27 protein-coding genes and 1 pseudogene are annotated in these 24,709 nt (G+C 70.2%); 13 read left to right on the top strand and 15 right to left on the bottom strand.

Annotation, left to right across the window (positions count from 1 at the left end):
- Positions 1-25: 25 nt before the first annotated feature.
- From OG819_RS15025 to OG819_RS15000, 6 genes are all read right to left on the bottom strand, one after another.
- Positions 26-262: a DUF397 domain-containing protein gene (locus OG819_RS15025; protein ID WP_266649819.1), complete on the bottom strand. Its 237-nt coding sequence runs from the start codon at positions 260-262 to the stop codon at positions 26-28.
- Positions 259-489 carry a hypothetical protein gene (locus tag OG819_RS15020; protein WP_323139347.1) on the bottom strand — a complete coding sequence of 77 codons (231 nt, stop codon included), beginning with the start codon at positions 487-489 and terminating at the stop codon, positions 259-261. The genes OG819_RS15025 and OG819_RS15020 overlap by 4 nt, the downstream gene beginning before the upstream one ends.
- A gap of 89 nt (positions 490-578) precedes the next feature.
- A complete protein-coding gene (locus OG819_RS15015; RefSeq protein WP_266649815.1) occupies positions 579-929 on the bottom strand; it encodes a DUF6247 family protein in 351 nt (116 codons plus the stop codon).
- A gap of 47 nt (positions 930-976) precedes the next feature.
- The gene (locus OG819_RS15010; RefSeq protein WP_266625990.1) at positions 977-1,114 is read right to left on the bottom strand and encodes a hypothetical protein; all 138 of its coding nucleotides are present in this window, start codon (positions 1,112-1,114) and stop codon (positions 977-979) included.
- A gap of 52 nt (positions 1,115-1,166) precedes the next feature.
- Entirely contained in the window at positions 1,167-1,388 is a 222-nt protein-coding gene (locus tag OG819_RS15005; RefSeq protein WP_266625992.1) for a DUF397 domain-containing protein, read from the bottom strand.
- A complete protein-coding gene (locus tag OG819_RS15000) occupies positions 1,385-2,218 on the bottom strand; it encodes a helix-turn-helix transcriptional regulator (protein ID WP_266625994.1) in 834 nt (277 codons plus the stop codon). Before OG819_RS15000 ends, OG819_RS15005 begins: the two co-directional genes overlap by 4 nt.
- Positions 2,219-2,402: 184 nt before the next feature.
- Between OG819_RS15000 and OG819_RS14995 the strand changes: the two genes are divergently transcribed.
- The 3 genes from OG819_RS14995 to OG819_RS14985 all read left to right on the top strand — a co-directional run bounded on the left by OG819_RS14995 (position 2,403) and on the right by OG819_RS14985 (position 3,969).
- Positions 2,403-2,726, top strand: coding sequence for a hypothetical protein (locus OG819_RS14995; RefSeq protein ID WP_266649813.1), 324 nt, complete (start codon positions 2,403-2,405; stop codon positions 2,724-2,726).
- Positions 2,723-3,028, top strand: coding sequence for a hypothetical protein (locus tag OG819_RS14990; RefSeq protein ID WP_266649811.1), 306 nt, complete (start codon positions 2,723-2,725; stop codon positions 3,026-3,028). Before OG819_RS14995 ends, OG819_RS14990 begins: the two co-directional genes overlap by 4 nt.
- Positions 3,029-3,264: 236 nt before the next feature.
- Positions 3,265-3,969, top strand: a complete 705-nt coding sequence (locus OG819_RS14985) for a response regulator transcription factor (protein ID WP_266626000.1) — start codon at positions 3,265-3,267, stop codon at positions 3,967-3,969.
- A gap of 51 nt (positions 3,970-4,020) precedes the next feature.
- Here OG819_RS14985 and OG819_RS14980 read toward each other — a convergent pair whose 3' ends face one another.
- The 4 genes from OG819_RS14980 to OG819_RS14965 form a co-directional block, all read right to left on the bottom strand.
- A complete protein-coding gene (locus OG819_RS14980) occupies positions 4,021-5,775 on the bottom strand; it encodes an ABC transporter ATP-binding protein (RefSeq protein ID WP_266649809.1) in 1,755 nt (584 codons plus the stop codon).
- A gap of 92 nt (positions 5,776-5,867) precedes the next feature.
- The gene (locus tag OG819_RS14975; protein WP_266649807.1) at positions 5,868-6,011 is read right to left on the bottom strand and encodes a hypothetical protein; all 144 of its coding nucleotides are present in this window, start codon (positions 6,009-6,011) and stop codon (positions 5,868-5,870) included.
- Positions 6,012-6,082: 71 nt separating this feature from the next.
- Positions 6,083-6,220 carry a hypothetical protein gene (locus tag OG819_RS14970; RefSeq protein WP_266649805.1) on the bottom strand — a complete coding sequence of 46 codons (138 nt, stop codon included), beginning with the start codon at positions 6,218-6,220 and terminating at the stop codon, positions 6,083-6,085.
- A gap of 269 nt (positions 6,221-6,489) precedes the next feature.
- Positions 6,490-8,202, bottom strand: coding sequence for a bifunctional metallophosphatase/5'-nucleotidase (locus tag OG819_RS14965; protein WP_266649803.1), 1,713 nt, complete (start codon positions 8,200-8,202; stop codon positions 6,490-6,492).
- 326 nt (positions 8,203-8,528) lie between these two features.
- Here OG819_RS14965 and OG819_RS14960 point away from each other — a divergent pair.
- Positions 8,529-9,590: pseudogene (locus OG819_RS14960) on the top strand (IS701 family transposase); the annotation flags it as partial.
- A 351-nt stretch (positions 9,591-9,941) separates the two neighbouring features.
- On the top strand, positions 9,942-10,868 hold the full coding sequence (gene mshD / locus OG819_RS14955; RefSeq protein WP_266649801.1) for a mycothiol synthase: 927 nt from the start codon (positions 9,942-9,944) through the stop codon (positions 10,866-10,868).
- Between the two features lie 111 nt (positions 10,869-10,979).
- Here mshD and OG819_RS14950 read toward each other — a convergent pair whose 3' ends face one another.
- From OG819_RS14950 to OG819_RS14930, 5 genes are read right to left on the bottom strand one after another with little or no spacing between them, the layout of a single operon-like run.
- A complete protein-coding gene (locus OG819_RS14950; protein WP_266649799.1) occupies positions 10,980-11,750 on the bottom strand; it encodes an ABC transporter in 771 nt (256 codons plus the stop codon).
- A 2-nt stretch (positions 11,751-11,752) separates the two neighbouring features.
- A complete protein-coding gene (locus OG819_RS14945; protein WP_266649797.1) occupies positions 11,753-13,327 on the bottom strand; it encodes an ABC transporter permease in 1,575 nt (524 codons plus the stop codon).
- The gene (locus tag OG819_RS14940; protein WP_266433107.1) at positions 13,324-14,184 is read right to left on the bottom strand and encodes an ABC transporter ATP-binding protein; all 861 of its coding nucleotides are present in this window, start codon (positions 14,182-14,184) and stop codon (positions 13,324-13,326) included. The genes OG819_RS14945 and OG819_RS14940 overlap by 4 nt, the downstream gene beginning before the upstream one ends.
- Positions 14,181-15,158, bottom strand: a complete 978-nt coding sequence (locus tag OG819_RS14935) for a zf-HC2 domain-containing protein (RefSeq protein WP_266649795.1) — start codon at positions 15,156-15,158, stop codon at positions 14,181-14,183. The genes OG819_RS14940 and OG819_RS14935 overlap by 4 nt, the downstream gene beginning before the upstream one ends.
- A complete protein-coding gene (locus tag OG819_RS14930) occupies positions 15,155-15,697 on the bottom strand; it encodes an RNA polymerase sigma factor (protein WP_266433103.1) in 543 nt (180 codons plus the stop codon). Before OG819_RS14930 ends, OG819_RS14935 begins: the two co-directional genes overlap by 4 nt.
- A 167-nt stretch (positions 15,698-15,864) precedes the next feature.
- Here OG819_RS14930 and OG819_RS14925 point away from each other — a divergent pair, with 167 nt between their 5' ends.
- The 8 genes from OG819_RS14925 (at position 15,865) to pstS (ending at position 24,680) form a co-directional block, all read left to right on the top strand.
- Positions 15,865-16,251 (top strand): GntR family transcriptional regulator, encoded by a 387-nt coding sequence (locus tag OG819_RS14925; RefSeq protein WP_266634456.1) that lies wholly within the window; start codon positions 15,865-15,867, stop codon positions 16,249-16,251.
- Positions 16,248-17,153 carry an ABC transporter ATP-binding protein gene (locus OG819_RS14920; RefSeq protein WP_266626022.1) on the top strand — a complete coding sequence of 302 codons (906 nt, stop codon included), beginning with the start codon at positions 16,248-16,250 and terminating at the stop codon, positions 17,151-17,153. Before OG819_RS14925 ends, OG819_RS14920 begins: the two co-directional genes overlap by 4 nt.
- Positions 17,150-18,175 (top strand): ABC transporter permease, encoded by a 1,026-nt coding sequence (locus OG819_RS14915; protein WP_266626024.1) that lies wholly within the window; start codon positions 17,150-17,152, stop codon positions 18,173-18,175. The genes OG819_RS14920 and OG819_RS14915 overlap by 4 nt, the downstream gene beginning before the upstream one ends.
- On the top strand, positions 18,172-19,110 hold the full coding sequence (locus tag OG819_RS14910) for a hypothetical protein (protein ID WP_266649793.1): 939 nt from the start codon (positions 18,172-18,174) through the stop codon (positions 19,108-19,110). The genes OG819_RS14915 and OG819_RS14910 overlap by 4 nt, the downstream gene beginning before the upstream one ends.
- A 320-nt stretch (positions 19,111-19,430) precedes the next feature.
- Complete coding sequence (locus tag OG819_RS14905) at positions 19,431-21,662, top strand: RNA degradosome polyphosphate kinase (RefSeq protein ID WP_266626028.1); 2,232 nt, start codon at positions 19,431-19,433, stop codon at positions 21,660-21,662.
- Positions 21,643-22,797, top strand: a complete 1,155-nt coding sequence (locus OG819_RS14900; RefSeq protein ID WP_266649791.1) for a CHAD domain-containing protein — start codon at positions 21,643-21,645, stop codon at positions 22,795-22,797. Before OG819_RS14905 ends, OG819_RS14900 begins: the two co-directional genes overlap by 20 nt.
- A gap of 10 nt (positions 22,798-22,807) precedes the next feature.
- Entirely contained in the window at positions 22,808-23,257 is a 450-nt protein-coding gene (locus tag OG819_RS14895) for an NUDIX hydrolase (protein ID WP_266649789.1), read from the top strand.
- A gap of 286 nt (positions 23,258-23,543) precedes the next feature.
- The gene (gene pstS / locus OG819_RS14890; RefSeq protein ID WP_266649787.1) at positions 23,544-24,680 is read left to right on the top strand and encodes a phosphate ABC transporter substrate-binding protein PstS; all 1,137 of its coding nucleotides are present in this window, start codon (positions 23,544-23,546) and stop codon (positions 24,678-24,680) included.
- Positions 24,681-24,709 lie beyond the last annotated feature (29 nt).

Below are 24,709 nucleotides of genomic sequence, written 5' to 3'. Positions count from 1 at the left end.
GACCAGCGTCAGTCCGGGAGGCGTCTCACACGAAGGAGTCGCCGCCGAACACCTCTCCGTTTTTGACCGCCCCCACGAAGGGCGCCCACGCCCCGGCCGAGAGCACCAGCGCGGGACCCTGCGGGGCTTTGCTGTCACGGACGGGTACGAGGCCGGGGTAGCCGTCGGCGACCTCGACGCAGTTGTTGTCTCCCCCGTCGCTGTAGCTCGACTTGCGCCAGGCGACGGTGGTGGGATCGGGGTGTGGCAACACATCGCTCACTGCCAGAAGATCTCTTCCACCACGATCTGAGGATCTTCGGTTCGGCGTACGAAGGTGTACTTCAACCATCCCTTGCCGCTGTCGAAGAAGCAGAGGTGGCGGCCCTTCGGAACAGTGGACTGGTCCGGCATGGCCCTCATGCCGTCGGGAAGCCCGGCATCAGTATCGATGCCTCGAAAGTACGGGTCTTTCGCCGTGACCAGTTCGGCGCGCGCGGCGAGGACCATCTCACGAGCGTGGTCGGGCAGTGCCTCGAAGGCAACGAGAGCATCGATCCGCCAGTCCGCTTGCCAAGGCGGCCCCATGAACCCATCAGTCACTCGCCGGGCTCCAGTTCTCGGACCCGGTAGTGAATCTTCGCCGCCTCTTCAAGGAGGGCTTTGGCTTCGGTGATGTCGGTGCACTCGTACCCGGCTCGGTGTTCGAGATCAAGTACGTGCGCGTTCAGTTTGGGGTCGCGGGCGATGGCGTACTGACCCCACCAGCGGGCCATGAACGCCGGCACCGGACCGAGGTCGTAGGCGTCGGCGATCGCCCACTTCCAGTGCTCGTCGAAGTCGGGGAGGAGCTGGGGGGCATGCTCGGCGATGGCCTCGCGCAGCGCCTTCGGGGTCCGCTCGGGCATGGGAGGGACGACCGCATCGGGTTCCGCAGCGTGGGCAGCCATGATCGATGTCCTCCTTCGACGCGCCATGTCTACGACCATAGCCGCGCTCACCGTCCCCGCACGGATTGTCCGCGCACCGGCTCCGGCCGAGACAGCAGGCCCTGGGCGCGGATCTTCTCGGCGGCCAGCGCGTACAGGTTGGCCACTGCGTCCGCCACGGGGTCGATGGTCATGTTCTCTGCCATGACGTCACCGTGGCCGGATCCCACCCCTTCCCGTCCCGGTTACCCGCACGCTTCACCCGACCGTGTTCACACCCGCCCCACCCTTGACGCCCTCCATGAACGCGGACCAGGACACCGCCGAGAAGGCCAGCGGGCGGCCCGTCGGGGTCTTGCTGTCACGGACAGGGACTATGCCGGGGTAGCCGTCGGCGACCTCGACGCAGTTCGATGCTCCCCCGTCGCTGTAAGACGACTTACGCCACACAACGGTACCGAGGTCCAGGGTTCGGTTCATGATCTGCACTCCTCCAGAAGGCGCTTGATGAACGCCGTCGACTCCACCGGAGGCAGAGCCGCGTCCCTGACGAGATCGTAGGACAAGCGGAAGGCCAAAACCTTGTCCGGGTTGTCGATCAGTTCGCCGAAGCCGTTGCCTTCCACGTATGCAACGGGATTGCCGACTCGCTGCCACAGCAGGATGAGGTCGCTGCTCATGAGGTCATGCACGCCGACGGTGAAGGGCAGCACCTGAAGGGCGACCGACCGCAGTTCCGCCGCCTCCACCAGGTGCGACAACTGGTCCGTCCATACCTTCGCGTCAGGAACCGGGCGCCGCAGCGCCCCCTCGTCCAGGATCACGCGCACCCGCGGCGCCGGTTCGCGGTACAGCAGCTCCTGCCGTCCCATGCGCAAGGCCACCTGCTCCTCGACGTCCTCGTCGTTGCCAGCCGTTGTCTGAGCTCCAGACAACCCTGACAACACCGCTCGGGCATAGTCCTCGGTCTGCAACAGGCCCGGCACTCGCAGTTGGAACATCAACATGACCCGCGCGGTCGACTCCAGCTCCATGAACGCCTTGTATTTGTCCTTGATGACGTCCTTGCGCGCATCCCGCCACAACCGAACCAGCAGGTCACCGGAGTCGTAATACCTGTCCAGGTCCTCCATGACCGCCTGCTTGGAGAGCCGCTGCCCCACCTCCAAGCGGTACAGATAGCTCTTGTCGTACGACGTCTCCTCGGCCAACTGCCCCAGCGTCTTTCCGGTCTTCTCCCGCAGAAGCCGCAGCGTCCGCCCGAGCGCGGCACGCCCCGATTCCCCTTCTGCGTCAACCCGTTCGGCCATGTCACCCCTCCCCGTTGCCTGGCGCCCAGACAACACCGGCCCTCTTCCGCAGCGTACGACGAAGCAGTGACGATCGAGACACGAACGGTAATCACCGCTCGTCAGGACGGCACCCACGACAAACCCCCGCAGCCGATAGCAGGTCGGCCCGGGGGCGTGGCCAACGCTGCAAAGGAGCGCCGACATGGCCGAACCTATCGCGAGGTTCTGCGAGTTACTACTGCTCGCACTCGTGCACGTATTGCTTCCCGCCCGGGGCCGCCACCGAGCGGTTCCGACCCAACTGCCGGACGCAGGCAGGGCTCCGGCACCCTCCACCCCCGTGCACCGCCCCGTGGACGTATGGCCCTTCGAGCGGGACACCCACCTCGTACGCCCGTACCTCCTCACCCCAGACGAACGCCGCGAGCGTCGGTCGCAGCGGCAACGGCGCCACGCCCTCTGGCTGGCCGTGCACGGAATCGACGTCGGACCTCGCCACATTCACGGAGTGGAGGTGTCCGCGTGAACAGCGCCGCCGGAACGCCCGAGCGACTGCGACTACTGCCGTGGACAACACCCGACGGCAAGCCCTGCTACCTGAGCACCGACAGCGGCGGCAGTCGTCTCTCCCTGCTCGCCGACGACATCGAAGCGGCTCAGCTGGACTCCGGCGAACAGGTACTGGCCGGAGCCAAGGCCGTACTCGCCGACCCCAAGGCCGGCGAAGGAGCGGTGCGTTTCGCGCTCACCAGGGCGACGGAGTCACTCGCCGATGTGCTGCGTGTCGCGGTCAGCCGAGGCGAACGCATCCTCGGAGACGAACGGTGACCGTGACAACAACACACCGTGACCACCCCACCCCGCCAACACGGCAACCTTTCCCGCCCCGGTGACAACTGCCTTGTGACGGACCCCCTCCACAGCACTCGAACTCCCCTGGAGGCCGGGGGGCCTCCCGGGGATGGCCGGGTCTTCCCGGCCGGGGAGGCTGGGCGCGGACACCGCCCAGCCTCCCCACACCCCACTCCAAGCCCTCCCACAGCGCCCCGTTACACGTTGGGGAGATGGCGCGGAAGATCCTGCTGGCCGATGACGACGAGGCCGTACGTGAGGGGCTCGACCGGCTGCTCAGGTTCGAGGGGTACGAGACCGTCCTCACCGGGGACGGCCGCGAGGCCCTCGAACTGGTGGCCGGGGTGGACGAGCGGCCCGACCTGGTACTGATGGACGTCACCATGCCCGGCCTCGACGGGCTGGCCGCGACACGCCGGATCAGAGCCTCCGGGTCCACCGTCCCCATCCTCATGATCACCGGCCGGGGCGCGGTCGGCGACCGAATCGTCGCCCTCGACAACGGCGCCGACGACTACCTCATGAAGCCCTTCGCCGCCGAGGAACTCCTCGCCCGGGTCAGGGCCCTGCTGCGCCGCAGCCCACAGCCGAAACAGTGCGCTCCCCGTCTCGACGACCGGCTCGCCTTCGGGGACCTCGCCATGGACCGGCCCACCCGCATCGTCACCCGCGCCGACCGCGCCCTCGACCTGACCAGGACCGAGTACGCCCTGCTGGAGTTTCTGCTCCGGCATCCGGCCAGGGTCCTCAGCCGTGCCCAGATCCTCAAGGAGGTCTGGGGCTATGACTTCGAGCCGACGTCGAACACGCTGGACGTGTACGTGATGTACCTGCGCCGGAAACTGGAGAGCCGCGGCGAACCACGGCTCATCCACACCGTGCGGGGGCTCGGCTACACGCTCCGCGCCGCCAAGTAGACGTAAGTAGCCGCCAAGTAGCCGCCAAGTGGTCGGGGACCACCGGCCGGGCTACAGGCTCCGCGCCGCCAGGTGGTCGAGTTCCGGCGTCGCGAGTCGGGCGTACGCCCCGCCCCACGCCATCAGCTCGTCGTGCGTGCCCGCCTCCACCAGCCGGCCGCCGTCCACCACCAGGATCCGGTCGGCGTCGGGGGCGAGGCTCAGATCGTGCGTGATCATGATGGTCGTACGGCCCGCCATCAGGCGCCGCAGCGGCTGTACCACCCGGCGCGCGGCGATCGAGTCGAGCCCGGCGGTCGGCTCGTCGAGAACCAGGACGGGCGCGGCGCGCAGCATCGCGCGGGCGATCGCGATCCGCTGGAGCTGGCCGCCGGACAGGGTGGCCGTGCCGGGCGCGATCTCGGTGTCGTATCCGTCAGGCAGTGCGCTGATGAAGTCGTGCGCGACCGCGTCCGTCGCCGCCCGCTCGATGTCCGCCTGGGACGCTCCCGGCCTGCCGCACTCGACGTTCTCGCGGATCGTGCCGTGCAGGATCAGTGTCTCCTGGGGCAGCAGCGCCACGTTCTCGCGCAGGAACTCCAGGGACACGTCCGGCAGCGGGACGCCGTCCAGGCAGACCACGCCGGCCGTGGGGTCGTAGAAGCGGGTGAGGAGTTTGGAGAGCGTCGACTTTCCGGCGCCGCTCGGGCCGGTGACGATGACGAGTTCGCCGGGTCCCGCGGTGAAGGACACGTCGTGCAGGGACTCGCGCTCGGCGCCGGGGTAGCGGAACGACGCGCCGTGGAAGCTGACCCAGCCGCGCACGGGCCAGTCCGGGACGGGCTCGGCGGGGTCGGTGACGGCGGGTTCGGTGTCCAGGATCTCCTGGATGCGTTCCGCACCGGCGGTCGCGGCGGTGAGGGTGAGGCCGAGCTGGCCCAGATTGCGGATCGGCGGGTACAGGTACCCGAGGAACGCGGCGAAGGCGAGCAACTGGCCCAGCGACATGCGCCCCTGCGAGATCTCCCAGGCGCCGAGGCCGATCACCGCGAGCACGCAGAGCGTCTCGACGACCTCGACGAACTGCTCGTACATCTCGCTCGCCCGTGCCCCGCGCACCGACGCCCGCATCCAGGCGCGCGCCTCGCGGTCGAGCCGCTTCTCCTCGGCGCGGCGCCGGTTGTAGGCCTGGGTCAGCACCACGTTGCCGAGGGACTCCTCGACGACCGAGGTGATCGCGCCGTCGGCGGCCCGCTCCTCCTGGGAGGCGGTCTTGATGCGGCCTGCGAACCGGCGGGCGGAGACGAGGAAGAGAGGGGCGAGGAGGAAGGTGACGAGGGCGAGATCCCAGCGCAGCCAGAGCGCGGCCGCGGCGTAGAACACGGCGGAGAAGGCGGCGGAGACCGTGCCGACCACACCCGACACGACCATCTGCTCGATGGCCTCGACATCACCGGTGAGCCGTTCGACCAGGTCGCCCTGGCGGTGCTTCTGGAAGAAGTCGGGCGGCAGGTCCTGGACGTGCCGGAAGATACTCGCGCGCAGGCGAAGGACGAATCTCTCCGCGGTCCACACGGCCAGGGAGTTGCCGAGGTAGCCGACGATCGCGCCGATCACGGCGACGCCCAGCCAGGCTCCGGCCGGCCCCCAGAACGCGGAGAGCGAACCGGCCTCCAGGGCGTGGTCCGTGAGCTGTGCGAAGAGCAGGATCGAGGCTGTCTCGGCGAGCGCGGCCACGACCACGCAGCCGATGATCAGAAGCAGCCATTTGCGGTCGCCGCGCGTCAGCGGCCAGAAGCGTGCGAATGCCTCCCGTACTTCCCGCATATCAAATCAACTTCCCTTTCCGGTCCGGAACATGGCCGAGGCGGGGCCACCGGAAACCTCTAATTCCCGGGGACCCCGCCTCGCGCGGGCTGCTACTGGCCCTGTCGGCTGACCGGGCGCTTCTTCGGGGCGGCGACCTTCTTCGCGGCAGGCTTCGGCGCGGGCTGGGCGACGCGCCTCGCGACCGGGGCGGCCTTGTGGTGCTTCTTGACGGGGGCGATCTTGTGGAAGCTCATGAGTGTCCCTCTCGTTGCTGGGATTGGTCCGCTGAGTGCGGGTTGATCTGGCGATTTCGGGTGGATCTTGCTTACTTGTTGCCGACAGGGCGGCGCCCGGGCTTCTTCGCCACCGGCGCCGGCTCGGCGGGCCGGCGCTGCGCGGGCTGCTTCGGGGCCGGAGCGGGCTTGTGGTGCTTCTTGACCGGGGCGATCTTGTGGAAGCTCATGGGTGTCTCCTTGTTCCCTGCGGGTGAATTCCCTTTGTCGTTCGCGCTGTTCGCTTTCGACATGGAAAACACTACGGGGCCCCGGAACCTGAAATCGCCAATTCGGATAAGACCTCAATGAATTGCGCCTGAAGCAAATTTTCAGATGAACCCTGGAACCAATCCACTACTCACACAGAATTTAGGTCGAAAAAAGTGGGGCCGGTACGCATCCGCGTAACAGCCCCACCCGTTCCCTAAGGAACTGAGGAACTACTGTCCGTGAAGAACTACTGCACGACCGTGATCCGGTCCGCCGTCGGCACCGGGTACGGCGCCGTGGCCGAGGAGTTGGCCGTCAGGTAGGACTCGAAGGCCGCCAGGTCGTCGCCGCCGACCAGGACGTCTCCGCCCTTGCCGAGTTCGGTGAAGCCGTCACCGCCGCCCGCGAGGAAGGAGTTCATCGCGACGCGGTAGGTGGCGGTCGGGTCGATCGCCGTGCCATTGAGCTTGACCGAACCGGTGACCACCCGGTCCGCGCCCGACTTCGTCAGGTCCAGGGTGTAGGTCAGGCCCTTGGAGATCTGCAGGATCTTCGGCGCGGCCCCGTTCGCCCCGCTGACCTGCTGCTGGAGTGCCGTGATCACCTGGGCGCCGGTGAGGTTCACCAGGTTGACGGTGTTGGCGAACGGCTGGACCGTGTACGCCTCCCCGTACGTCACCACCCCGTCGCCCTCACCGCCGCTCGCGGCGTAGGTGAGCCCGGCGCGGATGCCACCCGGGTTCATCACCGCGAGGTCGGCCTCCGGGTCGACGGACTTGGCGTACGCGAGCTGCGCGTCGGCGATCATGTCGCCGAGCGGGGACTCGTTACCGGCGTTGCCGATCTCGCCCGCGATGTAGCCGATGGGGCGCGAGGCGATCGGGGCGGAGAGCGTCTTCCACTTGCTGATCAGAGACGTCATGTCGGTGGCCTTCGCCACGTCACGGGTGACCACGTGGTTCGCGGACTTCACCGCCGTACGCGCGATGTCGCCGGTCCAGCGGTCGTACGTCAGCGTCGTGTCCGTGTAGAGGCGGCCGAAGGACGAGGCCGACGTCACCATGCGCGGGTTGCCCGACGGGTCGGGGATGGTGCACGCGTACGCCTGGTGGGTGTGACCGGTGACCAGGGCGTCCACGGCCGGCGTGACGTTCTTGGCGATGTCGACGATCGGCCCGGAGATGCCGTCACCGACGCCGGGGCTGTCGCAGTCGTAGTTGTACGCCGTCGACGCGGGCGCGCCGCCCTCGTGGATCAGCGCGACGATCGACTTCACGCCCTGGCGCTGGAGCACCTTGGCGTACTTGTTGATCGTCTCGACCTCGTCGCCGAACTTCAGTCCCTTGACGCCGTCGGCCGACACGATGTTCGGCGTGCCTTCCAACGTCACGCCGATGAAGCCGACCTTGACGCCGTTCTTCTTCCACACCCAGTAGGGCTTGAGGATCGGCTTGCCGGTCTTCTCGTCGGTGACGTTCGCCGCGAGGTACGGGAAGTCGGCGCCCCGGAACTTCGCCTTCTTGTCGTAGCAGCCGTCCGTGGGGTGGCAGCCGCCGTTCTGCAGGCGGGCCAGCTCCTTGGCGCCCTCGTCGAACTCGTGGTTGCCGACGCTCGTCACATCCAGGTCGAGCTTGTTCAGCGCGTCGATCGTGGGCTCGTCGTGGAAGAGCCCGGAGATCAGCGGGGAGGCGCCGACCATGTCTCCGGCGGCGGCCGTGATCGAGTACTTGTTGCCCTTGCGGGCCTCGCGCAGATGCGTGGCGAGGTACTCGACACCGCCCGCGTCGATCGACTTCGTCGTGCCGTCCGCCTGGAGCTCCGCGACCCGGCCGGACGACCCGGTCGGCGGCTCCAGGTTGCCGTGCAGGTCGTTGAAGGACAGCAGCTGTACGTCCTGGTAGCGGCCGCTGCCGGGGTGGTGGTGCGGGGTCGACCTGTCCTGCCCTGCGCTCGCGGGCATCGCGGCCGCCAGGGCACCGACGGTGGCCAGTCCAGCGGCGGCGGCGAGGATGCGATGGGGTACGTCTGTGCCGGGGCGTCGGCGGCATGGGTTCCCCCCTGGGAGCTGTCGGAGCCGTCGGAACTGTCTGAGCCGTGGGTGCTGCATGAGCTGCGAGAACTGTGGGACGGCTGTGGTTTTACGCGCACTTTAGAATCAACGCGCGTAGCGCAACAGGGGGTTAGTACTGCAACCGCATCTGCCGTGACAGGTGCTGGGTTGGCTCGTTGTTCCGACTGTGCGATGAATCGTTGACGGTTGAGCAGGTCGAGTCGTGGTCCGAGGGGATAGCCGGGTTCCATGCCCGGTTCGCCCACCGTTTCGGCAGGTCGGAGCCCCGCGAGCGGGCGTCGGACTACCTGAACGGGTTGCTCGCGCCGCTTGAGAAGAAGAACGGGTGGACGCTGTCGGAGCAGGTCGGGCAGTTGCGCCCCGACGGCGTCCAGCGCCTGCTCAACCACTCCGACTGGGACGAGAACGCGGTCCGCGACGATGTCCGGGACTTCGTCGTGGAGACCATCGGCGCCAAGGACGCGGTGCTGATCGGCGACGACACCGGCTTCCTGAAGAAGGGCACCAAGTCCGCCGGCGTCCAGCGGCAGTACACCGGCACAGCCGGCCGCACGGAGAACAGCCAGATCGGAACATTCCTGGCCTACGCCTCCGCCAGGGGGCGGGCGTTGATCGACCGCGAGCTCTACATCCCCGTCTCCTGGACGGATGACCGTGACCGCTGCCGCGCGGCCGGGATCGACGACGAGGTCCCCTTCGCGACCAAGAACGAGCACTTCAAGTGGATGCTGCAACGCGCCATCGACGCGGGTGTCCCGTTCGCGTGGGTCACCGCTGACGAGGCATACGGGCAGGTCAAGCACCTGCGAGTGTGGCTGGAGGAACGTCGGGTCGCGCACGTGCTGGCTACGAAGGTCAACGACACTGTGATCACCACGCACGGGGCGGACACGCGGGTGGACCAGTTGGTCGCCGCGCTGCCCCGCCAGCGGTGGAAACGAATCTCCGGCGGGGCCGGCGCGCACGGTGAGCGGATCTACGACTGGGCGCGTGTCGCGATCCGCCCGTCCTGGGAAAACGGCTTCGGGCACTGGGTGCTGGCCCGACGCAGCGTCAGCGACCCGAGCGAGATCGCCTACTACGTCTGCTACGGCCCGGTCGCCTCCCGACTGAAAGACCTGGTCAAAGTAGCTGCCGCGAGGTGGGCGGTCGAGGAGTGCTTCCAGACCGCGAAGGGAGAGTGCGGTCTGGACCACTACCAGGTGCGGCTCTACCGGGCCTGGTACCGCCACATCACCCTGGCCATGGCCGCCCTTGCCTACCTGACCGCCGTCCGCGCCGCAGAAGCCACAAAGGGGCACTCTCGACGACGAGCAAGACCTCATACCCCTCAGCGTCCCGGAGATCCGCCGGTTGATGGGCCACGTCGTCGTCACGCGCCACTGTCACAGCAACGAGCACCATCTGCACTGGTCACGCTTCCGACGACGCAGCCAAGCCCGAGCCCGCCGCTCCCACTATAAACGCCGAGGCCACATTCTCCAGATGCGGTTGCAGTATTAGGGGTTACAGACTGGTTGCCATCGCCTCACCACCACCTGACAAAAACCCCTCCGCACCCCGCCACGCCCCACATCGACTCGGCGCAACTCCTTGTCCGCAAAACACCGCGCCGTACCCTCGTATCCATGACCAGCGACGACACCGCGCCCCACGCCCTCACCCGCTCCATCGAGACACACACCGCGCTCTCCCCGGCCCAGGCCGAGGACGTGCTCCGGCTGCTCGCGGAGGCCGCCCGGGCCGACGGGCAGCAGGCGGTCTCCGAGCAGGGCCGGCTCCAGCTGAAGGGCGGCGCCCGCGAGGGCGTGCGCCATCTGCTGCTGACCCTCGGCGACGAGCTGGTCGGGTACGCGCAGTTGGAGGACACCGACCCGGTGGAGGCCCCGGCCGCCGAACTGGTCGTGCACCCGGCGTACCGCGGCCACGGCCACGGTCGGGCCCTGGGCTCGGCCCTGCTCGCCGAGTCCGGCAAGCGGCTGCGCGTGTGGGCACACGGCGGCCACTCCGCCGCCCGTCATCTCGCCCAGGTCCTCGGCCTCACCCTCTTCCGCGAACTGCGCCAGCTGCGGCGGTCGTTGACCGACCTCGACCTGCCCGAGCCGAAGCTCGCGGACGGCGTGAGCGTCCGCACCTTCGTGCCCGGCCGGGACGACGCGGCCTGGCTCGCCCTGAACGCCGAGGCCTTCGCCCACCACCCCGAGCAGGGCTCCCTCACCCAGCGCGACCTGGACGACCGCAAGGCCGAGGCGTGGTTCGACCCCGCCGGGTTCTTCCTCGCCTTCCGCGGCGACGAACTCATCGGCTTCCACTGGACGAAGGTCCACGCCGAGGAGGGCCTAGGCGAGGTGTACGTCCTCGGGGTCCGCCCCGGCGCCCAGGGCGGTGGCCTCGGCAAGGCCCTCACCACGATCGGGCTCCGTCACCTCGCCCGGCAGGGCCTTCCGACCGCCATGCTCTACGTCGATGCCGACAACAAGGCGGCCGTGACCGTGTACGAGCGGCTCGGCTTCCGCACGCACGAGACGGACCTGATGTACCGAAGCGAGTCCTGACCGTCGGTCCGCAGTCTGTGGCGGTCCGCAGTCCTCGTCGGTCCGGAGTCCTCGTCGTCCGCTGTCCCTGCCCGCCCGGTGTCCCTGCCCGTCCGCGCCCGCGTCTTCGTGTCACCGGTGAGCGAAGGCTGCGGGCCGCCACCTCCGTAGGGGTTCCACGCAGGACCACGCCCCGGCCAGCGCCGCGGCGACCAGGACTACCGCCCATGTCTCGTGGGCGCCGTCCCAGCGCGGGTCGGACGGCACGGGGAAGAGCGTCCACCGGTCAGGGAGCAGCAGGGGCGCAGCCACCGCCGTGGCCAGTAGTCCGACGCACACCACGCCCCCCGGCTCGGCCCGATCGCTGAACCGCACCATGACCGCCGCGGCCGCCGGCGCGAGCACCGCCGTGGCGGTGGCCTCCAAGGTCATGGCGCCCACCGGCGGCCGGGCCTGCTCCGGTATGAGGAACAGCGCGGCCGTCCACCAGAGCACGGCCGACGGGGCGACGAGCGCCACCCGCAGGCCGACCCGCACCGGACGCCGGGTCGGCACCGCCGTGGTGATGTGGCGGGCCGGATCGTCCAGCAGGAAGGCCAGGCCCAGAGCGAAGGTGAGCGCGGCGGCCCGCAGGAGGTTGAGGCCGGCCCACCCGTCGATCGGGAGGGCGAACAACCGCGGGATCCCGGTGAACAGCAGCCCCAGTACGGCACCGGCCACCAGGGTGCGCCGGGGGAGCGCACGGAAGAGGGGACGGAGAAGGGCGCGGACCACGTCGTAGGGGCGCCCTCGGGACGGGATGCCATCCGCGGTCCTCCCGCTTCCCACAGTCACCCCGCTTTCCGCGGTTCCCACGCTCCCGGCACTCTCCGCACCGCCGGCCGTACCTGCGTTGTCGAGCACGGTCACTCCTCGCATGTCTTGACGTTCAGCGCGCCCGGGCCGGTCGGCGCCCGCACGCCCAGCAGCTGAGCCACCTGGGCCGTCGTCGTCCTGGGAGACGTGAGCTCCGCCCAGTGGGCCTTCACCCTGGGGATGACGCTGTAGCGGGGCTTCTGCAGCAACTCCTTGATCACCTCTGTCTGTGCGGCGTTCATGGAGACCGGGTTCGTGGGCGCGAGGGCGACCCCTCCGCCGCTGATGGAGTCGTCGATACGGACATGGCGCAGCACGGTCAGCGGGTGGGACTCCGAGGCCAGCGCCAGCCACATGATGATCACCGCGCGGGCGTCACACACTTCGCCGCTGGACGTCTCGTCCCCCGTCACCAGAACAGAGGCCACCCCCACGGCGAACTCCGGGATCCGGTTGCCACCCCAGCGTGTGGTGACGGTCACCACCCCCGGCGCTTTGGCCGGGTCGAGCGCGGCGTCGCCCTCCAGGCCGTAGCCGGCGTCGACCCGCTGCCGTACGGTCAGCCGCTCGGCCGCGGCCGGCCCGCCCGCGAGGGACTGGACACGCTGGACCACCTCGGCCCAGTCGGCGGTCTGGCCGGCCCACTCGGGGTAGGCGCAGTACGTCGACCTTTCGTGCGCGACGCAGGTCTGCACCTTCTCCGGGGTGACCGACGCCTTCACGCGTGCCTCGGTCAGCGCGGCCGAGTCACCCGGGGCCTGCCCGGCGATGCCCAGGGCCATGGCAGCGAGGGCGAGAGCTGTGACCACCTTGATCCTGAGCGTACGACCGCCGTTGATGAGCAGCGCGATGCACAGCAGCAGCACGATGAGCCCCACCAGATACAGCACGTGCCAGGCGGCCGGGCGGCCCAGCAGGTCGGAGGGGAACGGGTGGGCGCCTTCCTCGGTGACCACCGGCGCCAGCCATCGCACCCAGTGCGTGCCCTGTGTGCTCGCGGACACGAGGGCCGTGAGGACGTACACACCGAGGAGGAAGGGCGGGACGACGAACGCGAAGGGGATCGACCGCGCGAGAAGGACGCCGAGGACTCCGGCGAGGAGTATCGACAGCGGGCCCACGAGCAGTTCGGCGAGCGAGCCGTGGCCGACCGCGCCGGGCTTCAGGGCCGCCCAGGTGAACTCGAGCCCCACGACCAGCGCGGTGAACACCGCGTACGGCACCGCCGACAGGGCGTGTGCCAGCGAGCGCCGCCACGGCTCCATGACCAGCACGTCGAAGTGCCGGTCGGTGCCGTGTCTGCGGGAGCGGAGCACGGCGCGGTTGACGCTGACGAACAGCACGAGGGCGAGGAGCAGGGGGGCGGTCTGGGTGGACCGGTCGACATCCTGGAGGACCGGATAGCCGTCCATGCCCTCCCCGCCGAAGAACATCCTCCGGCCGATGTAGACGATGTACAGGAGGAGAAAGACGAGCACCGGGATCTGCATCAGCAGTTCGCGTGCCTCGAAGCGGGCGAGGGCGATGACGGCCCTCGTCCTGTTCGGGTGCGGGTCCTGGGTGGGCGGCTCCACCCCCGTGGGGGCCGCCTCCTCCACGACCGTGCGGGTCACCAGCTCGCTCATGCCGCCACCTCCGCCGGCTCGCCGTCGAGAGTGAGCAAGTAGCCGTCCTCCAGGGTTGGTTCGAGGAGTTCGGCGCCCTTGGGCGGGTCGCCGACATTGCGGAAGGAACCCGTGCCCGTACGCCAGCCGGCTCTCGCGCCAGGGTCGCGGGCCGTACTGCTCCACACCCGCCCCGCCGCCCGCGCGGTCAGCTCGGCCGGGGTGCCCTCGAAGCGGATGCCGCCGCGGACCATGACGATCACGCGGTGGCAGAGCATCGCGACGTCCTCGGTCTGGTGGGTGGAGAGCAGGACCGTGCGTCCCTCGCCGGCCTCGGCGATCATTTCCCTGAACCGCATGCGCTGTTCGGGGTCCAGGCCGACGGTCGGCTCGTCCAGGACGAGGAAGCCGGGGTCGCCGACCAGCGCTGCGGCCAGCCCGACCCGCTGGCGCATACCGCCGGAGAGCCTCTTGATGCGCTTGCCCCGTACGTCGGACAGGTCGACGGTCTCCAGCACGCGCCGCACCTCCCGGTGCCGGGCGGAGCGGTCGGTCAGCTCCTTCAGGATCGCCACGTAGTCGACGAACTCGAAGGCCGAGAAGTCCGGGTGGAATGCCGGGGTCTGCGGCAGATAGCCCAGCGCGCGCCGCACGTTCAGGCGCCCGGTGGGCGTGCCGGGGTCGTGCCCGAGCACCGTGAAGGCTCCCCGGTCGGCGGGCACGGCGGTGGCGAGCACCCGCAACAGGGTGGTCTTGCCCGCGCCGTTGGGCCCGAGCAGCCCGGTGACGCCCTCGCTCAGGCGCAGGGAGACGTCGTCGAGGGCGACGGTCCCGCCGTACCGAAGGGTGAGCCCGGAGGCGGAGACGGTGGGGGTCATGCGGCGCTCCTGTCGGAGAAGTCGGTGTAGTCGGCGAAGGGGGCGTGCGCGGGGGAGAAGTCGAACCGGTCCCGTACGAGATAGAGCAGCCCGGCGGCCAGTGCCGCGACCGCGCCGGCGACGCCCTGGCCGAGTGCCGTGAACGGCGCGAGGGTGCCGCCGTGGGCCTTCGCCTGGGCCACCAGCAGCAGCGTGACCCACGCTCCGCCGACCAGGCAGGGCGGGAGGACCGGCCCCCAGCGGGCCGTCAGGGCGAGCCCCGTCCCGGTGAGGGCGAGGGCGGGCAGCAGCCAGGCCAGCGCGCGCAGCCCGTACGCGGGGAGTGCGAGGCTCGCGAGTCCGTTCAGGACGAGGCCGGTGGTGAGCACGGCCACCGTGCGGATCATCAGCAGCCGGAATCCGTGCAGCGGTGACACCACGGCCATCTCGTACGTCGGGTCGAGCACCGGTCCGTACGACAGCGCGACCCCGGCGAGCGGGAGCAGCGGGGCGAGGGCCAGGAAGAGCGTGGGTGAGGCCGAGACCCGTCCGGCGTCGGTCGCCACCACCGTCATGAGGAGGACGAGGGCGACCGCGGCCAGCCAGGAACGACGCAGCACGGGCGTGGCGGCCAGCAGCCGTGCCGTGTGGTCGGCGACACCGATCCGCACCAGCAGCGACTCGAACAGCCGTGGTCGGGGCGCGTCCAGCTCGGCGTCGAGCCGCTCCCATCCGGCGTCCAGCACGACCGGATCGCTCACGGTGGCGAGCACCTCCCGGCAGGGCGCGCACGCCATGAGGTGGGTGTCGACGGACCAGAGCCGGGGTGCCGCCAGCCCGCCCCGCGCATAAGCCCGGAGATCCTCGGCATCCGCGTGCCACCGCCCGTCCGAGGAACCGTCGACCGTGTCCTCGCCCAACCCGCTCACGTTCTCTCCACCTCCACCCCTGTCCTCGCGGTCTCCGCCGATGCCCTCGCCGTCGTTGCCGCTCATGCCAGCTCCTCCCGCAACTGCTTGCGCGCCCGCAGGGCCCGCGTCTTGACCGTGCCGGGCGGAATGCCGAGCAGGACGGCCGCTTCCCGGGTCGTGAGTCCGTCGATCACCGTGGCCTGGAGGACCGCGCGCAGCTCGGGCGAGAGCCGTATCAACGCGCCCGCGAGGTCGCCGTGTTCGACCCCGGCCAGGACGCGCTCCTCGGCGGAGGCCTCGTGCCGGTGGCGGAAGCGGGCCAGTGTCTGGCGCAACCGGCCGCGTGCGCCGTCGCCGCGCAGTGTGTCGATCAGGCGTCGCGAGCCGATGCGCCACAGCCAGCCCGCCGCGTCCCCCTCCTCCCGGTAACTCGCGGTGCCGCGCCAGATGGCGAGGAAGGTCTCCTGCACGACGTCGTCGACGACCCCGGCATCGGCGCACCGACCGCGCAGCCGCGCGGTCAGCCACGGCGCATACCGCCGGTACAGCTCCTCGAAGGCGCGGCGGTCCGCGTCCGCCGCGATGGCCCGCAGCAGCTCCCCGTCGCTTCTCGTTTCCCTCACATCCCCTCATCGGACGAGCCCCGCCGATCGGTTCACACATCCGGCATCGAATTTTCTGGCGTGCCTCCGCACCCCTCAGGCCTGCCCTCGCACCCTTCGGACTTGACTCCGGACACCCCCTTACACCACCCTTTCACTACTCAATTAGTGAAAGGGTGGTTGTCCGAGTGGTCGAGTACCGCATCGACCGGCGCAGCGGTGTCGCCACCTACGTCCAGATCGTCCAGCAGACCAAACAGGCCCTGCGCCTGGGCCTGCTCGAACCGGGCGACAAGCTCCCCACGGCCCGCGAGGTCGTCGAGGCCACGGCGATCAATCCGAACACCGTCCTGAAGGCCTACCGCGAGCTGGAGCGCGAGGGCCTGGTCGAGGCCAGACGCGGCCTCGGCACCTTCGTGAAGCGCTCACTGGGCGCCGCCCCCGCCGACTCGCCCCTGCGCGTCGAGCTCGACGAATGGGCCGCCAGGGCCCGCGGGGCAGGGCTCGATCAAGACGACGTGGCGGCGCTCTTCACCGCCGTACTGGAAAAGTTCAGCAAGGGAGACAACCAATGAGCGACACCGCCATGGAGGCGGCCGGGCTCGGCAAGCGGTTCGGACGGCGCGGGGGCTGGGCACTGCGCGAGTGCTCCTTCCGGCTCCCCGCAGGACGCGTCTGCGCCCTCGTCGGACCCAACGGAGCGGGCAAGTCGACCCTGCTGGCCCACGCCGCCGGACTGCTCGCCCCCACCGAGGGCTCCCTGACCGTGCTCGGCAGTCACCCGGCCGCCGCGCGCGAACGCATCGCGTACATCGCCCAGGACAAGCCGCTGTACCCGCAGCTGACGGTGGCCCAGACACTGCGCCTGGGCCACGAGCTCAACCCCGCCCGCTGGGACGCCTCGGTCGCCGAGCGGATCACGTACGAGAACGGCGGGCTGGACCCGAAGGCCAAGGTCCGTACGCTCTCCGGCGGCCAGCGCACCCGCGTGGCGCTCGCCCTCGCCCTCGGCAAGCGGCCCGAACTCCTGCTCCTGGACGAACCGATGGCCGACCTCGACCCGCTCGCCCGCCACGAGCTGATGGGCACACTGATGGCCGAGGCCGCCCAGTACGGCACGACGGTCGTGATGTCCTCGCACGTCGTCGCCGAGCTGGAAGGCTCCTGCGACTACCTGTTGCTGATAGGCGGCGGTCAGGTACGACTGGCCGGCGACCTGGACGACCTGCTGGACGCGCACACCCTGACCACCGGGCCGGTCCGCGACCTCACCCCGCACACCGTGGTCGAATCCCGCACCACGGGGCGTCAGCTGACCGCCCTGATCCGCCCGCAGGGCCCGTTCTCCGGCGGACTCGACGCCCACGTCACCACGCCCTCCCTGGAGGAGCTGGTCCTCGCGCATCTGCGCAACCCCGAGGCCCCCGCGCTGATCCTCGCCCCCGCCCGCACGTCCGCCCAGGAGTCCGCCGCATGACCGCGCTCACCGCCCCCGGCAGCACGGCGGCGCCCCCGCGCCGCCCGTCCACCTCGCGCGGCCTGATACGCGCGGTGCTGCTGCTGCACCGCCCGGCGCTCTACATCTGGGCCGGTCTGTTCGTCGCCCTCGGGGCGCTGCTGCTGTGGCTGTACGGCCCGGGAATGGACGCGGCGGCCGAGGCCTGGCGGCAGTACGACCACTGCACGACGGCCAACTGCTCCTACGACCAGGACGCGCTCCTCAGGTACAAGTCGTACTCCCAGTACGCCACCTTCGCGGTGACCTTCCTGCCGCTCCTCGTCGCCGCCTGGTCGGGCGCCTCGCTCGTGGGCCGCGAAATGGAGAACGGCACCGCGCACCTCGCCTGGACCCAGTCCATCTCCCCGGCCCGCTGGCTGGCGGTCAAGCTGACGCTCCCGGCCGCGCTGATCACCGCCGGGACAAGCGTGCTGGTCGCACTGCACCACCAGGTGTGGGCCAGGAGCCAGGGCCGGATCCACAGCGCCAAGAACTGGAGCGAGTCCCTCACGTTCCACGCCAACGGACCGACCACCGTGGCCTTCGCCCTGTGCGGCCTGGCCGTCGGCGCGCTCGCCGGCCTCACGCTGCGCCGCTCGTTGGGCGCGCTCGTCGTGGCGACGCTGGCGACCGGTGCCGTCCGGATCGCCGTCGGCATGGCGCTGCCCTACCTCTGGCCGACCGTGCGGACCGTCAGCAGCCTCAAGAACGACGGCCCCGTCGGCGGGGGCCTCACCCTCCACCACGGCCTCCTCACCTCCACCGGCGCCCAGCTGCCCGACCCGTACTGCGGCAGCAGCCGCTACACGGCCTGCCGCCACCTCTACGACAGGCTCGACGCCGTCAGCTTCTACAGCGACTGGCACCCCTACTCCCACTACTGGCCCCTCCAGCTCGTGGCGACCGGCCTCACCCTCGTCATCACCGCACTGGCGGCCTTCGTCGCCTTCCGGCTGCTGAACCACCGGACCGGTACCGCCTCGAAGGAGGTCCGCCAGTGAGCGCCGCCGTCAACGGCCTGCCCTGGACCGTCCTGCGCCTGCACCGCGCGGCGCTGCTCGGCTGGGGCGCGTTCGTGGCCGCCGTCACCGGGTTCCTGCTGTGGACGGCCGGGGTCAAGGCGGACGCCGCCCGCGCCGAACTGGCCTACTGCGCACACCACGACACCTGCTCCATCAAGGCCACACTCGACTACGACGGCGCCGTCCGCCTGGCTGCCACGTTGCTGTGCTACTCCTTCCTCGCCGTCGCGGCCTGGGCGGGCGCCGCCCTGGTCGCCCGCGAGCTGGAGACAGGCACCGCGCAGCTCGCCTGGACCCAGTCGGTGCCCCCCGTGCGCTGGCTGGTCACCAAGCTCGCCCTGCCCGCGCTGCTGATCACCGTCGGCGGTGCGGTGCTGGTGCCGGTGTTCCGCCACGCCTGGTGGATCAACCCGGACCGGCTGGGCAGCGGCTGGACCTCCGCCAACGTCTTCGTCGCCCGCGGCCCCGCGACGGTGGCGTACGGCCTGTGCGCGCTGGCCGTCGGCGCACTCGCCGGACTGGTGCTGCGCCGCTCGCTGCCCGCCCTCGGCGTCTCCTTCGCCGTGATGCTGATGCTCAACCAGCTCATGCAGAGGTGCCGCACGGACCTGTGGCCCTCGGTCACCCGTACCGGCACCGCCCTGTTCACTCCGCCCGACACCGCCTGGCAGCTGACCAACGGGGTGATCGTCCACGGAAGACGCGTGGCGAACCCCGAGTACGGACACTGCAACGGCACGGGCACGAGGGCCGAACAGTGCCTGGCCGACCACGGGATCACCGGGTACTACTCCGTCTACCACCCCGTCTCCCACTTCTGGCCCCTCCACCTCGTGGAGACCGGCATCGTCCTCGCCGTGACCGCCGCGGCCACCGCCGCCGCCTTCCGGCTGCTGCGCCGCCGCACCGCATAGCTCCCCCGCACACCGGCGGCCGTGTACGCCCCCCACGGGGGGTGGGGCGTACACGGCCCCCGGGCATGTAGTCGTCCGGGAGCCGCTCCCCGATATCCCGCACGTCATGTCGCCGTAACCATCGATTCAGACGGGCTTGCGACGCTCAGCCAATGAAGCCCGCCGTGCCAGAGCCGTCGCCTCCACCGGAGCACGAGACCTCTCCGACGACGGGGAGCGAGGCGGTGCCGGGGCCGCGGAACGGGAACATCCGCCTCACCCCGCTGCCGCTCGCGCTCTCCGACGCGCCGGTCTCGCTCCCGGCGCGGAAGAATGGGGCCATGAACCAGCCCAGCGCCCAGGCACCGGTCCAGCACCCGCAGCCCTCCGTCGGCTCCATAGCCGCCCACCGCCCGCACACCGTGGCGGCGAACGTCTCCGACCTCGAGCCCGACATCGACGCCGACCTCGACGCCTACGAGGACCTGGTGCAGGACGGCATCATGTTGCCGCAGGGCCGGTTCCTCGACCGCGAGCGCAGCTGGCTGGCGTTCAACGAGCGGGTGCTGGAGCTCGCCGAGGACCCGAGCACGCCCCTGCTCGAACGGGCGAACTTCCTGGCGATCTTCGCCAGCAACCTGGACGAGTTCTTCATGGTCCGGGTGGCCGGACTGAAGCGCCGCATCGCGACCGGCGTGGCCACCAAGTCCGCCTCCGGCCTGCAGCCCCGCGAGGTCCTGGAGATGATCTGGGCCCGCTCGCGCGAGCTCATGGCCCGGCACGCGGCCTGTTACCAGGAGGACGTCGCCCCCGCGCTCGCGGAGGAGGGCATCCACCTGGTCCGCTGGAGTGAACTGACGGAGAAGGAGCAGGCCCGCCTCTTCACCCTCTTCCGGCACCAGATCTTCCCGGTGCTGACCCCGCTGGCGGTCGACCCCGCGCACCCCTTCCCGTACATCTCGGGTCTGTCCCTGAACCTCGCGGTCGTCGTGCGGAACCCGGTCAGCGGCCACCGGCACTTCGCGCGCGTCAAGGTCCCGCCGCTGCTCTCCCGCTTCCTGGAGGCCTCCCCGAACCGCTACGTCCCCATCGAGGACGTGATCGCGGCGCACCTGGAGGAGCTGTTCCCGGGCATGGAGGTGCTGGAGCACCACACCTTCCGGCTGACCAGGAACGAGGACCTGGAGGTCGAGGAGGACGACGCCGAGAACCTGCTCCAGGCCCTGGAGAAGGAGCTCATGCGGCGCCGCTTCGGGCCGCCGGTGCGTCTGGAGGTCGAGGAGTCGATCGACCGGTACGTCCTCGATCTCCTCGTACGGGAACTGAAGATCTCCGAGGCGGAGGTGTACCCGCTGCCGGGTCCCCTGGACCTCACCGGCCTCTTCGGCATCGGCGCCCTCGACCGGCCCGAACTGAAGTACCCGAAGTTCATCGCGGGAACGCATCGCGACCTGGCCGAGGTCGAGTCGGCGTCCGCGCCCGACATCTTCGCCGCCCTGCGCGAGCGCGACGTCCTGCTGCACCACCCGTACGACTCCTTCTCCACCTCCGTACAGGCCTTCCTGGAGCAGGCGGCGGCCGACCCGGACGTGCTGGCCATCAAGCAGACGCTGTACCGGACCTCGGGCGACTCGCCGATCGTCGACGCGCTGATAGACGCCGCCGAGTCCGGCAAGCAGGTCCTCGTCCTCGTCGAGATCAAGGCGCGCTTCGACGAACAGGCCAACATCAAGTGGGCCCGCAAGCTGGAGGAGTCGGGCTGCCATGTGGTGTACGGGCTGGTCGGGCTGAAGACCCACTGCAAGCTGTCGCTGGTCGTCCGGCAGGAGGGGGAGACGCTCCGGCGCTACTCCCACGTCGGCACCGGCAACTACCACCCGAAGACCGCCCGGCTGTACGAGGACCTCGGCCTGCTCACCGCCGACCCGCAGGTCGGCGCGGACCTGTCCGATCTCTTCAACCGGCTCTCCGGCTACTCACGCCGCGAGACCTACCGCCGGCTGCTCGTCGCTCCCAAGTCCCTGCGCGACGGCCTGATCGCGCGGATCAACAAGGAAGTCCAGCACCACAAGGCCGGACGCCCGGCCTACGTCCGCATCAAGTGCAACTCGATGGTGGACGAGGCGCTCATCGACGCGCTGTACCGCGCGTCCCAGGCCGGAGTGCCCGTCGACGTGTGGGTGCGCGGCATCTGCGCGGTCCGGCCGGGCGTCACGGGCCTGTCCGAAAACATACGCGTACGGTCCGTGCTCGGCCGCTTTCTCGAACACTCCCGCGTCTTCGGCTTCGGCAACGGCGGAGAGCCGGAGGTCTGGATCGGCAGCGCGGACATGATGCACCGCAACCTGGACCGGCGGATCGAGGCCCTGGTCAGGATCACCGACCCGGCCCACCGCGCAGCCCTCAACCGGCTGTTCGAGACCGGGATGTCCGACACCACCGCCTCCTGGCACCTGGGCCCGGACGGCGAGTGGACCCGGCACTCGACCGACGCGGACGGCCAACCCCTGCGCAACGTCCAGGAGATGCTCATAGACGCCCGGAGGCGCCGGCGTGGCACAGCAACACCTTGAACCCCCCACCGACTCCCCGGCCGGGCCCGTGTCGGGGGACGCCCTCGCGGGCTACCTGAGGGCCCAGGCCACGGAGTTCCTCCGCTCTCTGCGACAGCACCGGGAGAACGGCCCCGAAGCGGGTGCCGCCGCCCGGGCGAAGCCGAGAACGGAGGCGCGAACCGACGCGCGAGACGTGTCGGGAAACGTGTCACGAAACGTGTCGCGAGACCTTTCGCGAACGGGGGAGTACGGCTCGGGGGGGTACGGCCCGGGGGAATCCGTCGACGCGGCGCGCGCCCTGCGCCGCTCGGCCCGCCGCATCAGCGGCACCCTGCACACCTTCCGACCGATGCTCGACACGGACTGGTCGGAGGGCATGCGGCCCGAACTGGCGTGGCTCTCGGGCACCCTGGCCCGTGAGCACGCCTACGCGGCCCGCCTGGAACGGCTCCTCGGCGCACTGAACCGGCTCTCGGGCGCGGCCGGCTTCCCGGCACAGACCGCGGGGAACACCGGGGCGCCGGCCAAAGGCAGTCTGACCGTCGGCGCCGCGAAGGCGGGCGCACTGCTCGACCGCCAGCTGACGCTGGCCCGCACCCGGGCCCACTCGGCCGCGCTCCAGGCACTCGGCTCCTCTCGCTTCCACGCCGTCGCGGACAGCGTCGCCGTGCTCGCCAGCGAGGTGCCGCTCACCCCGGCGGCCACCACGGCCGACCTGCGCCCGCTGGCCGCCGCCGCGACGGACCGGCTGACCGACGCGGTCGCCGCGCTGCCCCTGGTCACCGCGGGCCACCCGTACAACGCCGAGGCCCTCGTGCACGGCCTCTCCGCGGACACCGCACCCCAACCCCAGGACGCCCCCTGGCACCAGGTCCGGCTGCTGCTGCGCCTGCACCGCTACGCGTGCGAGGTCCTCTACGGAGAGGACGCCCCCATCGACGTACGACTGCTCCGCGCGGGCCAGGCCCTCACCCGGCACCGGGACGCGGCGGAGGCGGCCGCGGCCGCCGCGTCGGCGGCCCGCACCCCGCGCATCGCCCCGGCCACCGCGTACGCGCTCGGCGTGCTCCACGCCGACCAGCGGCACGAGGTGGAGGCGGCACGGTTCGCGTTCCAGCAGAACTGGCAGAAGGAAGCCGTGCGCACCCCGTGAGGGAGGCCCGATGACCGAGGACACCTTCAAGGCCGTACGAGCGGCGGGCTGCGTCCTGTGGCGCCGCTCGCCACTCGGCGGTGAGCTGGAGATATGTCTGGTCCACCGGCCGAAGTACGACGACTGGTCGCATCCGAAAGGCAAGCTCAAGCGCGGCGAGGAACCGCTCGCGGGGGCGCTGCGGGAGGTCGAGGAGGAGACGGGGTACACCGCCGCCCCGGGCGCCGCCCTGCCCACTGTTCGCTATCCCGTCGCCGGCCGGCCCAAGGAGGTCCGCTACTGGGCGGCCGAGGCGACGGACGGCCGGTTCACTCCGAACAACGAGGTCGACCGCGTCCTGTGGCTCTCCCCCGCCGCGGCCCGCGACCGCCTGACCCAGCCCAGGGACGCCGACCTGGTGGACGCCCTGCTGAGCGTGCTGCATCTGGGCCGGTCCGGCGCGGCGGCCGGGCCGATGTGACCCGCCACGGCGCGGGGGCTACGTTCGAGCGGATACGCACATGACTCGTCACACACCGTTACCCTGATCGGGATCCGCCCGTGTCCTCGACGTAAGCGTTCCGTGACCTCACCGCACCGCCCACAGGGGTTCACCCCCCGTTCACTTACGACCGTCGACGCCTTCACCTGATCTGCCTAATTTCGGCCTTACCCGGTGCGGAACGCCTCCTGTGTGCGGCTTCCGCATGACACACACTTCGCACGCCGCCACCCAGACGGCGGCTCCTGGAAGGAACACCCCAACAGTGAAGCTTCAGCGCAAGAACCGGCTTCGCGCCCTTTCGCTCGGTGCTGTCGCCGTCTCCGGCGCCCTGGCCCTCACGGCGTGCGGCTCCGACGACACCGGCACCAAGAGCAGCGCCACGGGCGGCTCGACCACGGGCTCCGCCAGCTCGATCAAGTGCGACGACGCCAAGGGCCAGCTGCTCGCCGACGGCTCGTCCGCGCAGAAGAACGCGATCGACGCCTGGGTCAAGGAGTTCAGCGCCGCCTGCTCCGGCGTGCAGATCAACTACAAGGGCGGCGGCTCCGGCGCCGGTGTCACGGCGTTCACCCAGGGCCAGGTCGCCTTCGCCGGCTCGGACTCCGCGCTGAAGCCCGAAGAGGTCACCGCCTCCAAGAAGATGTGCACCGGCGGCGGCCAGGGCATCGACCTCCCGATGGTCGGCGGCCCGATCGCGGTCGGCTTCAACGTCCCGGGTGTCGACAAGCTGGTCCTGAACGCCTCGACGATCGCCCAGATCTTCAACGACAAGATCAAGAACTGGAACGACGCGGCGATCGCGAAGCTGAACCCGGGCGTCAAGCTGCCCGACCTCAAGATCCAGGCGTTCCACCGCTCGGACGAGTCCGGCACCACGGACAACTTCACCAAGTACCTGATCGCCGCGGCCCCCGCCGACTGGAAGTACTCCGGCGGCAAGGCCTGGCAGGCCAAGGGCGGCCAGTCCGCTCCGCAGTCCTCCGGTGTCGCCCAGCAGGTGAAGCAGACCTCCGGCGCCATCGGTTACATGGAGCTGTCGTTCGCCAAGGACGGCATCAAGGCGGCCAGCATCGACACGGGCGCCAGCGCCCCGGTCGACGCCACCGTCGACAACGCCACCAAGGCCATCGCGGACGCCAAGGTCGTCGGCACGGGCAAGGACCTCTCGCTCGAGCTGAACCGCGCCACCAAGGCCGAGGGCGCCTACCCGATCACCCTGGTCACGTACGAGATCGTCTGCGACACGGGCAACAAGTCGGACACCCTGGCCGCCACGAAGGCGTTCCTGACCTACATCGCGAGCGAGGACGGCCAGAAGGTCCTCTCCTCCATCGACTACGCGCCGATCCCGGCGGACATCATCACCAAGGTCCGCACCACCATCGCGGGCCTGAGCTGACCTGAGTGTGCGGCCCGGCTCCGAACAGG

Source organism: Streptomyces sp. NBC_01549, from assembly GCF_026339955.1.
Taxonomy (GTDB): Bacteria; Actinomycetota; Actinomycetes; order Streptomycetales; family Streptomycetaceae; genus Streptomyces.
This window is presented reverse-complemented; position numbering and strand designations above follow the sequence as displayed.